Here is a 13,157-nt window from a genome sequence, read left to right as displayed (position 1 = left end):
CACACTATATAACGTTTTGTTAAATTTGACCAGTCTTTTTTGAAAAAATGTATGGATAGGCATCAACAACATTCGTTCTAAAAATTTTTAAGTAACTCCAAACGGTATGTAGAAGGACTGCAAAAAAATTTCAACTTCTGGAGCACAGGATGTAAATAAAAAAATTCGAAGCAACTGATGAAAAAAATGTACGGAGAAACACGCAGCAAAATGGAACTGTAAAAAGGTCAACAGCAGATGAAAAATTTCTATGTAATTTTGCGACAGTCTTTTTTTAAATACTTTTTCCAGCGCATATTTGCTGAATCTATGGACAGAAGTGAAAAACTCGGGAATATTCATCCTCTTGTTTAGGAAGTATAAGAAAAAACAAGAGGAGATGTTGTGATGAGAAAATTTGTCATTTTGCTCTGCCTTTCGCTCGCTCTTTCTGGATGCGGAGATGGAAATGATAAAAAGCAGGGCGCTTCTTATGATCAACAGCAAGGAACGACAACTCAGAATGAAGGAGATAGCTCGCTCATTAGGATACAGCATAGCCAATCTCCAGCAAAACGAATCCAAAAGGTAAACCCTGATCAGACGGCCCGCGACAAAAGACCTATTAACTCAATTGGATTTCTTGAGCCGATCACTCCGCAGCAATCCGTTTCTGACTTAAAAGGTGTCAGTCAGCATTTATCATATGTAGCTTTTTTCAGCTACCGAGTGAACGCCGATGGAAGTCTTGTTCCAATTGAAGACAGTGAAGCACTCGCAGCTGCTAAAAAATCCGGTGCGATTCCGATGATGGTCATCACCAATTTTACAGAAGGAAATTTTTCACCGGATATTGCTCATCGGATCTTTACAGATAAAACAGCCTCTAAAAGTTTGATCAATGGCGTTATTCAGACGATGAAAGCAAAAGGATATAAAGCTTTAAATATCGACTTTGAACATATTCGGGAAAAGGATCGTGAGCTGTATAACGGCTTTCTCGAAACGATTTTGCCACAGGTTCGCAAAGCCGGCTTTACGGTTTCAACTGCATTGGCCCCAAAAACGAGCGATGAACAAAGAGGACCATGGCACGGAGCCCATGATTATAAGAGACATGGAGAGTTAGCAGATTTTGTTATTTTGATGACGTATGAATGGGGATGGTCCGGCGGTCCGCCAATGGCGGTGTCACCGATTCCGCAAGTTCGCAAAGTACTGGATTATGCCGTTTCCGTCATTCCGCGAAACAAAATTGTGATGGGCGCCCCTTTGTATGGGTACGATTGGACTTTACCATACAAAAAAGGCGGTAAATTTGCCAAACGAATCGCTCCGGCGGAAGCAGCAGACCTAGCGGCGAAAGAAGGAGTTGAAATTCAGTATGACAACGAGGCGCAGGCACCTTGGTTTCGCTACACCGATGATCAAAACAAAACACATGAGGTCTGGTTTGAAAATGAACAAAGCATGCAGGCAAAGTTTAATCTCGTAAAAGAATACGGACTGAATGGAGTGGCATATTGGGTGCTTGGCGAGCCTTTCCCTCAAAATTGGACTTTGCTTGAAGAGGAGTTTATTATTCAAAGACACTAAGCGGAGAAAAATGGCATTAGCCCGCAACATTCTGAAAGAAGAAGGCGTCAACTGCTTGCATATCAAAATCGAAGGTATACAAAATCAGTAGAGAAAAACAGCTCGTTTTTCTCTACTTGATTTATTTTAGGGACTTGTTCGAAAACCGTTTATGAAAATTGAGCCGTTTCTTTGCTTATTTATGATAATGATCATTTCACCAAATACTAAACAAACATATTGCTTTCATTATTTACCTGATCTATTTCACTTGTTCCATCATAAAACCGTTTTTATTCATAAACTGAGCAGGTTGCGCAAAAATGCACATGATCATATCACCACCCTGCATAATTGTGCACAAAATATCGGGTAGATCCATTCAGCTCCTGCTATTCTTGTAATCAAGGGAGGTCATATAATGGATTTGCTTAAGAACATGAACAGAGCCATACAGTATATTGAAGAAAACCTTACACATGATATTGACTTTAAAGAGGTGGCAAAAATCGCTTGCTGTTCCGAATATCATTTTAAAAGGATGTTTTCTTTTCTTGCAGGTATTACACTATCAGAATACATCCGCCGCAGACGCCTGACTCTTGCAGCATTTGAACTTAAAGATAGCAGCGTAAAGGTCATCGACATTGCGATAAAATATGGGTACAACTCACCAGATTCTTTTGCAAGAGCTTTTCAAAACTTGCATGGTATAACACCGTCAGAAGCCAGAAATCGTGGTCATTTATTGAAAGCTTATCCACGAATGACCTTCCAGTTAACAATTAAGGGAGGAAATGAAATGAACTATCGAATTGTAGAAAAAGAGGCATTTCGTATTGTTGGTATTAAAAAAAGAGTTCCGATCATTTTCAAAGGAATTAATCCGGAAATTGCCTCGATGTGGAAAAGCTTAGATGATGAAAAGATCAATAAACTTAAAAAACTTTCGAATGTCGAGCCTTTAGGCCTGATTCAAGCATCCACGAACTTTTCTGAAGGCAGAATGGAGGAAAAAGGGGAGCTTGATCACTATATTGGCGTAGCAACAACTAAGGAATGTCCAGCTGAATTTACACAACTTGTAGTTCCTGCCTCAACATGGGCAGTATTCGAAGCAATCGGACCATTTCCTGATACACTGCAGGATGTATGGGGACGCATTTATTCTGAATGGTTTCCAACCTCAAACTATGAACAAATAGAAGGTCCAGAAATCTTATCAATCGGAAGCAAAGATTTAACTTCCCCGACTGTAAAATGTGAAATTTGGATTCCGGTACTGAAAAAGTAAAAAAAAAGCATTAGTTATCTCTTTTTGTAATTAATTCCTAATAATGGTATATTAATTTTCAAGTGTTTATAGTTTAAAAAATATGAAGGGGCTGTCTAATAATGAACTGCCCCCTGTCAAGTAGACAGTAGAAATAATAAAAATATACCTAAGCGGCTTTAGCTCTATATTCCATGGGGCTAAGGCCGTTTAATCTTTATGATACCTTTCATAATTATAAAAGCGGATGTACTCATCCATCGCAAGAGCTAATTCTTCAAATGTCTGTAAATAATACTTCTCGCATTTAAAGCGTTCCCCAAAAAGATTCCATTGGCCCATTATCAATACATCTGCCTACTCTTGACACACTTTGTGTCATCCCTGCTTGGTCTATCCTACGTTTAAAACCATGAGAGGTATATTGGAACCCACGGTCACTATGAATAAGTGGATGCTCTCCATTTAAAAGTGCGGTGGCTTGATCCAACGTTTTGAATACAAGATGATTATGATTGGAATGTCCTAAAACATAGCTCACAATTGATCCATCATATAGATCAAGAATAGCACTTAAATAGGCTTTCTTTGATGAACCATATTTTAATTCTGTGACATCAGCTACCCATTTTTCATTTGGCTTTTCCGCTGTGAATTCACGATTCAATATATTTTCTGCAACATGTTGAGGGGTAGATCGCTTATAAGATTTCTTCTTTTTTTGAATAACAGATTGTATACCGGCAACTTTCATCAGTCTATAAATTCGTTTGTAATTGAAGTTCTGACCAAGCTTTCGATTTATATTCAAAGTCATTCGACGGTAACCATAGATGCCGTCAACTTTCTCATAGAGAACTTTCATCTCTTTTACGATTTCTTCATTCTGAAGTTCTCGGGAGGAAGGCGAACGTTTTAACCACTTATAGAAAGCAACTCGTGAAATACCGAATCTAATAAAAGGAACTATATATTAAAGCAGGTTATATGCAACAGGAGATCGAATAGTTAATAACTGTATCCTATTTTATTAAGCAGATCGCAGACTTCCATTTCAAAAATGACATGATCCTTTAAGCGAATTTTTTTACTTGAATTTAGGGCAAGGCTATTATGAAAATAAAAATTCATGAGAAAAGAAGGTGTCGTATGTCAACGAACAATAAACCTAACCGATTAATCACTGAAAAGTCTCCGTACTTGCTTCAGCATGCTTATAACCCTGTTGACTGGTACCCGTGGGGATCAGAAGCTTTTGAAAAAGCAAAAAAAGAAAACAAACCTTTGCTTGTCAGCATCGGCTATTCAACCTGTCACTGGTGTCATGTCATGGCTCATGAAAGCTTTGAAGATGAAGAAGTTGCAAAGATATTAAATGAACGGTTTGTCGCTATAAAAGTAGATCGTGAGGAGCGACCAGATATTGATTCCATATATATGAGGGTATGCCAGATTCTCACGGGGCAAGGCGGATGGCCGCTCAATGTATTTATCACACCGGATCAAAAACCTTTTTATGCAGGCACTTATTTTCCTAAGCAAAGCCGTTTTGGACGTCCGGGATTTATCGATGTGTTGCAGCAGCTTTCGGAAATTTATCAAAAAGAGCATGAAAAAATTGAAAAGACAGCAGCACGCATAACGGAAGTTTTAAATAAAAATGCCAGTCAAAATAAGAAAGGTGAGCTGAAGCAAAGCGTTCTTCATGAAACGTTTCATCAGCTTTCAAGCAATTTTGACACAATTTATGGAGGGTTTGGTCAGGCACCGAAGTTCCCCATTCCTCACATGCTCATGTTTTTAATGAAATATTACGAATGGACTAAACATGAAAATGCTCTTTATTTTGTGAATAAAACGCTTGTGCAAATGGCAAAGGGAGGGATTTGGGATCATATTGGCTTCGGATTTGCCAGATATTCGACAGATGCCATGTGGCTCGTTCCGCATTTTGAAAAAATGCTGTACGATAATGCCCTTTTGCTTTATACATTCTCCGAGACCTATCAAGTGACCCAAAACCCTCAATTTAAAACAATTGCAGAACAAATTATTGAATTTGTCCGGCGGGATATGCGGAATGAATCAGGGTCTTTTTATTCTGCCATTGATGCAGATTCTGAGGGGGAGGAAGGGAAATTTTACGTATGGACAAAACAGGAAGTGGTAGAGATTCTCGGGCAGGAACTAGGCGAACAGTTTTGTCATATTTACGATATAACTGAAGAAGGGAACTTTGAAGGAAAAAATATCCCGAATCTCATTCATACGAATGAAGAAAAATCGGCAATTACCTATCAAATGGGGCTGGAAGAGCTAAAAGAGCAATTGGAGCAGGCGAGACAAAAGCTTTTTGAAAAACGAATTGAAAGACCGTTTCCACATGTTGATGATAAAGTGCTGACCGCGTGGAATGCTCTCATGATTGCTGCACTAGCAAAAGCAGGAGCTGTTTTTGATCAGGAAGCATATATCGAAATGGCAAAAAAGGCGCTGGATTTTATTGAAAATCATTTAATTGTAGACGGAAGGGTTATGGTGCGCTATCGCGATGGCGAAGTAAAACAACAGGCGTTCATTGATGATTATGCATACCTTCTTTGGGCCTATATCGAAATGTATGAAGCGACATTTAATTTAACTTATTTGCATAAAGGTAAACAACTTGCTGATAAAATGATTGATCTTTTTTGGGATCAAGAAAATGGCGGATTTTTCTTCACAGGTCATGACAGTGAAGCAATGCTTGTCAAGGAGAAGGAAATTTATGATGGTGCGCTCCCTTCAGGAAACAGCGTTGCGGCCTTCGCGCTTTTGAAATTGAGCAGGCTGACCGGCAATTTGGATTTACACGAAAGCGTTCAGCAAATGTATTCTATTTTTAAAGAAGAAGTGGAGCAATACCCAAGCGGTCATACGTTTTTCTTGCAAAGCCTTTTGATGGAACAGCTGCCGCAAAAAGAGGTTGTCATTATTGGTCCGAAAGATTGCAGCAAAAGGAAAAGATTATTGAATCGTATTCAACAGGCGTATACAATGGAACTTTCAGTGTTAGTTGCTGAAGATCCAAATCAATTTGCACAAATTGCGGAATTTGCGAAAAATTATCGCATGATCAATAATGAAACAACTATTTATATATGTGAAAACTTTGCCTGCCAACAGCCGACAACAGATGTAGAGGAAGTTATAAATACATTGAACTTATAATGAAAATGTACGATACTATTATCCCCAACAGGCAGGCAGTAAAAAACGATGCATTTAATACGATGTTCTGAAAGTCTGCCTCGGACTGGGGTTTTTATGTGAAAGGACAATCCTGAAAACGGGGAGTCGTTCGTTTGCAGTTTAAAGAGCACTTTCTGATCGGTGACTTGATCCGATTGCTGACGATTCGGCTCCTGGCAGCGTAGAAGAAACGCTGATCTTATCGGCGGTGCTGCAAACATGTTGGAATAAAGAGCAATGCCCAGATAGCACAAGGGATTAAGAAAGCTCACATTGCTAGGTCATTGAAAGATCAGCGGGAAATGTGATTACAACATTTCAGTACATTAGACAGGGATATGTATGAGCATTATATGATAAAAAACGCCTGGAGACTATTCACCGGAAGCGATCGAAGCCAAGATATGTATGAATATTATTTGAGAAGACTGTCTCACGCTCAAATCGCCAGCTTGTTGCCATTTTGACGCAATGCTGGTGTTTGGCAATGAGGCAGTCTTTTTTGTGTATTTTCAACAACAATTGTTTAGTTTTCAATGATTTTTAAACAAACGCTGTCATTGTCTGAAAATTCAAATCAATTATATGATAGAACCGTAGAGGAAATACCAGTTCATTATATTTTCATTTAGGAAGGTGATAAAAGATGATGAATGGTAAGGAATATTTAGAAAGTTTAAGAGATAACAGGGTTGTTTATTTAAATGGAGAAAAGATTGATGATGTTACAACACATTCTGCCTACGAAAACTCTGCTCGCTCCATAGCAAGAATGTATGATGCTCTTCATGATGAACAGATGGGAAAAATTTTAACGACGACTACTGAAGAAGGCTATCAAACTCACAAATTTTTTAAAGAACCAAAAAATGCTCAAGATCTTTTAGAAGCAAGAGATGCGATTGCACAATGGGCCAAGCTGAGCTATGGCTTTATGGGGCGCACCCCTGATTATAAAGCTTCTTTCACAGCACATTTGAAAGCGTTTGCGGATTATTACGAAGGTTTTGAGGGCAATGCTCGAAATTGGTACAAAAAAACAACAAAAGAAGTTCCGTTTATTAACCATACGATTATTAATCCGCAGGTCGACCGTTCAAAACCTCTTCATGAAAATAAAGATGTTTATGTTCGCGCTGTAAAAGAGCGGGATGACGGTATTATTGTAAACGGTGCCAAAATGGTGGGAACGGCAGCTGCACTAACTCATTATAACTTCGTCTCTAACTATGGAGCTCAAGATTTAGGAGATGGTGATCAAAGCCATGCACTCGTCTTCTTTGTACCGATGAATGCGCCTGGCGTAAAAATGATCAGCCGTCAATCGTATGAACAAATCGCAAAAACGTTAGGTTCTCCGTTTGATTATCCGCTTTCCAGCCGTTTTGATGAAAACGATGCAGTCATTGTATTAGATAATGTATTTATTCCTTGGGAGAACGTACTTGCCTACAAAAATGTAAACGTAGTAAACGGGTTTTTTGTTGAAACGGGATTTGTAAACCGCTTTACATTCCAAGGTTGTACGCGTTTTGCCGTCAAGCTTGACTTTATGGTCGGCTTATTAATGAAAGCGACAGAGGCGGCAGGTACGAAGCAGTTTCGTGGGGTTCAGGCAAATATCGGTGAGGTTATTGCCCTTCGCAATATGTTTTGGGCTCTTTCTACCGCAATGGCAGCCAATTGTGAAACGAAAAATGGCGTTGCACTTCCGAACCTTCAGTACGGCGCTGCTTACCGTGTGCTCGCTCCAATGGTATGGCCGCGTGTCAAACAAATCTTTGAACAAATCGTTGCGGGGGGCCTCATTCAATTGCCTTCCAGTGCCAGCGACTTTTTAAATCCGGAGCTGCGTCCGTATCTCGATCGTTATTATCGCGGTTCAGGCATTGATGCAAAAGAACGGGTGAAATTGATGAAAATGATTTGGGATGCGATCGGAACGGAATTTGGCGGACGTCATGAGCTTTATGAAATCAACTATGCGGGCAACCATGAGAACATCCGTCTAGAGACGTTAAAAATTGCTGATGCAACTGGAGATTCCGACCGGTTTAAAGCGTTTGTCGATTCCGCTTTGGATGATTACGATCTAAACGGTTGGCTCAATGATACTTGGGTATCTCCACAAAAAGAACTTGTTCAGAAATAAAAGGAAAGGAGATGGTGGATATGGACGATCGCTTGTTTCGCAATGCGATGGGGAAATTTGCTACAGGGGTAACGGTCATTTCAACGGAGCATAACGGAGATATTCATGGAATGACAGCAAATGCCTTTATGTCCATTTCCTTAAATCCGAAGCTTGTATTAATTTCCATTGGAGAAAAAGCGAAAATGCTGGAAAAAATTCAACAATCAAAAAAATATGCCGTTAACATCTTGTCGCACGATCAACAAGTGCTTTCGATGAATTTTGCCGGGCAGCTGGAAAAACCAGTCGATGTACAATTTGAACAGCTAGGGGGGCTGCCGGTCATTAAAGATGCTCTTGCGCAAATTTCCTGCCAAGTTGTTAATGAGGTTCAAGCAGGTGATCATGTCCTTTTCATCGGGGAAGTGACGGATATAAACATGACAGAGCAAGATCCGCTTCTGTTTTTCAGCGGAAAATACCATCAGCTTGCTCAAAGCGAACAAGCGACGGCGTCGAGCTAAAAAAAGGGGGCATTTCATTGAAAACAATCATCATTGATCATCAAAATGATCTAGATCTTATTGCCTCTTGCCCTGTCGTTGCTGCACTAGGGTTTTTTGACGGCGTTCATCTCGGACATCAAAAAGTCATTCAGACCGCTAAAAACTTGGCGGAAAAAATGGGGGTAAAAACAGCGGTTATCAGCTTTTTTCCGCACCCTAAAGACATAATCGGCAAAACGGGAAAACGTGTCCAATATTTGCTCCCGCCTGCCGAAAAAGCAAAAAAGTTTTCCCATTTAGACATTGATTACTTTTATTTAATACGATTTACATCGGAATTTGCAAGACTTGAGCCGAAGGAATTTGTCCAGAAATATTTAGTTCCGCTGCAAATCAAGCATGTAGCAGCTGGATATGACTTCACGTACGGCCGAAAAGGAAAAGGAAGTTTAGATACGATGGAGGAAGACAGCGGATACTCAATCACTGTCACGAAAGTAGAAAATGTCAAACGAAACGATGAAAAAATTAGTTCTACGTTGATTCGAAATAAGATTCAATCAGGATTGATGGAAGAACTTCCTGATTACTTGGGGGAATTTTACGAAACAAAAGGAAAAATGATCCATACTGATGCAAAAGATGAATTGATTTTGGATCGGTACTATATGCTTCCTCCAAAAGGATGCTACGACGTGGCAATTGATATAGGAAAAGGGTGGTTTGAGGGACGCGTGCTTGTTACTAAGCAGAAAAAAATCTATTGGCTTGGTCCATCCATATCTTCTGTGTGGAGTATTTCTCGAGTCAAAGTAAAATGGATTGCCAGAAGTTTCGATTTCACATTAGAGATCGAAGAAAAGGAAGAGAAAAATCTAGTATTTACAAAAGGATAGCGGTGTTGACTTTAGGAAAGGGGGAAGAAATGTTGGCGTTTTTACAGCAAAAAAGCATCAGCAGTGACTTGGCGAAACAAATGATTGACAAAGCGGTACAAAAGGCTGAAGAACTTGGAGTGAAAGTGAACATTGCTATTGTGGATCAAGGCGGAAATTTGAAATCGTTTTTCCGGATGGACGAGGCGCCTCTTTTAAGCATACAAATTGCTCAAAATAAAGCCTATACGGCAGCGGCTTTCGGGATTCCGACCCATCAATGGTATGACATGATCAAAGATGAGCCGAGCTTGCGCCTTGGGATTGTCCATACAGAAAAGCTTGTCGTTTTTGGAGGAGGGTACCCGATTTATGACGGAAACGATTTAGCTGGAGGAATCGGGGTCAGCGGCGGCTCAGAAGAAGAAGACAGATTGTGCTGCGAGGCTGCGTTATCTTTATTGGAAACGGTTTAATGGAAAGAGCTGATGATCAAATTCATTAAAATAAGATTTTTCAATGAAAGGGAGGATTCAAATGAGCGAAATTTTAAGATTAGGGAGATTGGAGCTTCGGGTGTTGGATTTAGAAGAATCTGTAAAATATTACACAAATGTCATTGGGCTTGAAGTGACGGGACGCGAGGAAAATCGAGTATATTTAAAAGCTTGGGACGAATATGACCATCACAGCATCATTTTGCAAAAATCCGATACAGCTGGAATGGATCATATGGCATTTAAGGTAAAAGATATTTACGAGCTGGAAAAATTAGAATATAAAATTGAGCAATTTGGCTGCAAACTTTCCCGAATTTCCAAAGGTACTAGATTAGCAGAAGGAGAAGCGGTTCGTTTTCAGCTTCCAACAGGCCATCATATGGAGCTGTATACGGAAATAGAACAAGTAGGGACAAAAACTGGGAATCTAAACCCAGATCCATGGCCGGATGGACTAAAAGGAATTGCTCCGCATCGATTGGATCACGCTCTTTTAACAGGCGATGATTTAAAAACAGCAACCCGCTTCTTTACGGAAGTGCTCGGTTTTAGACAAACCGAGAAAATCGTTACGGTAGATGGAGAAGATTTAGTCGGAAGCTTTATGTCAGTGACGAACAAAGGTCACGATCTTGCATTCGTGAAAGGACCGGATGCGAAATTTCATCATGCAGGATTTTATGTCGATAACTGGTATGAAGTATTAAAGGCAGCAGATATTTTAACCAAAAATAATGTTCAAGCAGAAGTGACGCCAACAAGACACGGCATTACACGAGGCCTTACCGTTTACTTTTTTGATCCATCCGGCAATAGAAATGAAGCATACACAAGCGGTTATATGAGCTATGCAGACTTTCCGACCATTACTTGGACGGAAGATAAAATTGGAACAGGTATTTTCTATCATCGAAGAGAACTCATTGAATCATTCTCTAAAGCACTAACATAAAAATACAAAGATCAAGAATATTCTTGTTAAAGGGGTTCGATCATCTCTTCTGATTCGGGAAACACGTAAGGGATGTTTGCAGCCCCTTCGCTATTTATTTTGCATTCTTAAAAAAGAAATGCTTCAGATGGCTGACCGAAAATCGCTTGAAGTCGATGTTTGGGGTCAGCTTCTTTTTATACGGACATGCGAATTCATAATTTACGGATTGTTCTTTTGATGCGGTTTCCATGCCTAATTTTTTTCAGAGATTTCTTTAATAGTACGTTTCATTTTGATACATCTAAAGGAACATGTTTTTAGGAATACAAACGTATGAAAAAGTTTGTTATTTTTTCCTTTTGTTTCTTATTATGAAACAATGGAGTTGTATAAACAATAAATACCGTTTACGATTGGGATAATTAGTATTTTCTAAAAATTGCGTCAATTAATTTCGTGTCAGGAGTACGTGTTGGAAAATGATTCGATAATAGAGTAGAGAGGGGAGGAATTGGTTTGCAAGAAGCGACAAGTGCCCGTGTCAAAACCGGAGACTATGAAACTTATTTTTACCGCACCGGCATCGGAAATAATGAAGCGATTCTTTTTATCCATGGGTCCGGTCCTGGAGCAACTGCTTGGTCTAATTGGCAATATGCGCTCCCTTTTTTCAAGGAAAAGGGATTTGATTGTATCGCGCCAGACTTAATCGGTTTTGGAATGTCGGAACATCCGTCTTCACCTCCGAAAGGCATCCGGTCATGGATGAGGTTATGGGTGGATCAGCTTAAAGACCTTTTGGATGAATTGGAAGTGAAAAACGTTCATTTAGTGGGAAATTCTTTAGGCGGGGCTGTTGCTCTTCATTTATTGGCCGAGGCGCCTGATCGAATTGATCGCGTTGTGTTGATGGGCTCGGCGGGTGCTCCGTTTCGATTGACTCCAGAACTTGACCGTGTTTGGGGGTTTTATGAGGATCCATCCGCAGAGGCAATGGCGCAGATCATTCGCTGGTTTGCATATGATGAAAGCTTTATTAAAGACAATCTTAACAGTATTAGTAAAATGCGCTTTGAGGCCGCAATGAATTCTGCCGTGCGCCGTTCCTATGAAGCAATGTTTCCTCCGCTTCGCCAGCGGATAGTAGATGATCTTGTTTTGCCAAGCGCCACTTTGCGCCGCATACAACAACAAGTTTTACTCGTTCACGGGCTGAATGATCCGATCGTTCCTGTTGAGACAAGTTATTATTTTGCCAAACATCTTCCGCGGGTAAAAATGATGATTTACGGACAATGCAGCCATTGGACGCAAGTGGAATATCGAGACAGCTTTCATTCTTTGCTTTTGCATTTTTTTCACAATGAAATATAAGAATATTTTTATGTTTTTATCAAAAACAAGGTTATGATTCGCTTTTTCAAAGCCAGACAGCATTGCGAATATGCCTAGTACAACACAACAGTTACGGTTGTTGTACATTTCAATCATTGACGCTTTATCTAGAAAGACAGCCTGCACTAAAAGCGATTTGAAATTTTTTGCAGCCGGCATCGCATTTTCTCACTTTAGCGGCTGTCTTCCCGCATCATGTTAAAAGAACGATTTACGAAAAATGTTGGATCAGATGTATGCTTCATCTTTATAGTTTTTTAAAGGAATGGTGCCATTATTTCGACGGTTGCGGTGCTAGTGTGTCAGGGTCCATTATTTGAACAATAACAAACTTTCTCGTGACCAGGAATCAGTGCAATGGTAGAAATCGTCTAAGCGAGAGTTAGCCGATGCAATAGCAAAACGTTTTCTCCATAAGCCTGAACTTCTTTCGTTCGGTTGAAGCCTTTTTATCTTTGGAAAGGAGAGTCAAAACGTATGCCTTTCATTCAAGTTCACTTGTTAGAAGGTCGTTCTCCGGAAAAGAAGGAGACACTTATCTATGAATTAACAGAGACGGTGTGCAAAGTATTGGATGCGCCGAAAGAAAATGTCCGCATCATGATTCAAGAAATGCCTCTAGAACATTGGGGAATTGCTGGAGAATCTGTGAAAAAACGAAGAGAGCATGAAAAAGAGGGATGAAATCGGCAGATACAAAAGTAGAAAGTTAATTGTTTATGAATGGGGAACATGTTGCGTGATTAAGAACTCCG

10 protein-coding genes and 1 pseudogene are annotated in these 13,157 nt (G+C 39.8%); 10 read left to right on the top strand and 1 reads right to left on the bottom strand.

From position 1 onward, the window contains the following. Positions 1-387 precede the first annotated feature (387 nt). The gene (locus NSQ61_RS07570) at positions 388-1,575 is read left to right on the top strand and encodes a glycosyl hydrolase family 18 protein (RefSeq protein WP_311067212.1); all 1,188 of its coding nucleotides are present in this window, start codon (positions 388-390) and stop codon (positions 1,573-1,575) included. 400 nt (positions 1,576-1,975) lie between these two features. Then, the gene (locus tag NSQ61_RS07565) at positions 1,976-2,848 is read left to right on the top strand and encodes an AraC family transcriptional regulator (RefSeq protein WP_066248502.1); all 873 of its coding nucleotides are present in this window, start codon (positions 1,976-1,978) and stop codon (positions 2,846-2,848) included. Between the two features lie 148 nt (positions 2,849-2,996). Here the strand turns inward: NSQ61_RS07565 and NSQ61_RS07560 are convergent. Then, a pseudogene (locus NSQ61_RS07560) lies at positions 2,997-3,776 on the bottom strand (IS3 family transposase); the annotation flags it as partial. Positions 3,777-3,976: 200 nt separating this feature from the next. On the opposite strand from NSQ61_RS07560, the gene NSQ61_RS07555 reads away from it, so the two are divergent. The 8 genes from NSQ61_RS07555 (at position 3,977) to NSQ61_RS07520 (ending at position 13,086) form a co-directional block, all read left to right on the top strand. After that, on the top strand, positions 3,977-6,037 hold the full coding sequence (locus NSQ61_RS07555; protein ID WP_327873336.1) for a thioredoxin domain-containing protein: 2,061 nt from the start codon (positions 3,977-3,979) through the stop codon (positions 6,035-6,037). A gap of 667 nt (positions 6,038-6,704) precedes the next feature. Then, positions 6,705-8,210 (top strand): 4-hydroxyphenylacetate 3-hydroxylase family protein, encoded by a 1,506-nt coding sequence (locus NSQ61_RS07550; RefSeq protein WP_340806584.1) that lies wholly within the window; start codon positions 6,705-6,707, stop codon positions 8,208-8,210. A gap of 20 nt (positions 8,211-8,230) precedes the next feature. After that, complete coding sequence (locus tag NSQ61_RS07545; protein ID WP_063389616.1) at positions 8,231-8,716, top strand: flavin reductase family protein; 486 nt, start codon at positions 8,231-8,233, stop codon at positions 8,714-8,716. Between the two features lie 17 nt (positions 8,717-8,733). Then, positions 8,734-9,594, top strand: a complete 861-nt coding sequence (locus tag NSQ61_RS07540; RefSeq protein WP_327873339.1) for an FAD synthetase family protein — start codon at positions 8,734-8,736, stop codon at positions 9,592-9,594. Positions 9,595-9,623: 29 nt separating this feature from the next. After that, positions 9,624-10,049, top strand: a complete 426-nt coding sequence (locus tag NSQ61_RS07535; protein ID WP_063389618.1) for a GlcG/HbpS family heme-binding protein — start codon at positions 9,624-9,626, stop codon at positions 10,047-10,049. A gap of 61 nt (positions 10,050-10,110) precedes the next feature. Then, positions 10,111-11,025: a catechol 2,3-dioxygenase gene (locus tag NSQ61_RS07530; RefSeq protein ID WP_063389734.1), complete on the top strand. Its 915-nt coding sequence runs from the start codon at positions 10,111-10,113 to the stop codon at positions 11,023-11,025. Positions 11,026-11,523: 498 nt separating this feature from the next. Continuing rightward, complete coding sequence (locus NSQ61_RS07525; RefSeq protein ID WP_144598356.1) at positions 11,524-12,381, top strand: alpha/beta fold hydrolase; 858 nt, start codon at positions 11,524-11,526, stop codon at positions 12,379-12,381. 459 nt (positions 12,382-12,840) lie between these two features. Continuing rightward, on the top strand, positions 12,841-13,086 hold the full coding sequence (locus tag NSQ61_RS07520; RefSeq protein ID WP_277874811.1) for a 4-oxalocrotonate tautomerase: 246 nt from the start codon (positions 12,841-12,843) through the stop codon (positions 13,084-13,086). Positions 13,087-13,157: the final 71 nt, after the last annotated feature.

The organism is Aeribacillus sp. FSL K6-1121 (assembly GCF_038003725.1).
In the GTDB taxonomy this organism is placed as follows: Bacteria; Bacillota; Bacilli; order Bacillales; family Aeribacillaceae; genus Aeribacillus; species Aeribacillus composti.
The sequence above is the reverse complement of the archived record's forward strand: the minus strand, read 5'-3'. Positions and strand labels throughout refer to the sequence as shown.

Bases quoted from the DNA above. Each gene is read 5' to 3' on its own strand.
- NSQ61_RS07570 (WP_311067212.1), top strand. From the start codon at position 388: ATGAGAAAATTTGTCATTTTGCTCTGCCTTTCGCTCGCTCTTTCTGGA.
- NSQ61_RS07565 (WP_066248502.1), top strand. From the start codon at position 1,976: ATGGATTTGCTTAAGAACATGAACAGAGCCATACAGTATATTGAAGAA.
- NSQ61_RS07555 (WP_327873336.1), top strand. From the start codon at position 3,977: ATGTCAACGAACAATAAACCTAACCGATTAATCACTGAAAAGTCTCCG.
- NSQ61_RS07550 (WP_340806584.1), top strand. From the start codon at position 6,705: ATGATGAATGGTAAGGAATATTTAGAAAGTTTAAGAGATAACAGGGTT.
- NSQ61_RS07545 (WP_063389616.1), top strand. From the start codon at position 8,231: ATGGACGATCGCTTGTTTCGCAATGCGATGGGGAAATTTGCTACAGGG.
- NSQ61_RS07535 (WP_063389618.1), top strand. From the start codon at position 9,624: ATGTTGGCGTTTTTACAGCAAAAAAGCATCAGCAGTGACTTGGCGAAA.
- NSQ61_RS07530 (WP_063389734.1), top strand. From the start codon at position 10,111: ATGAGCGAAATTTTAAGATTAGGGAGATTGGAGCTTCGGGTGTTGGAT.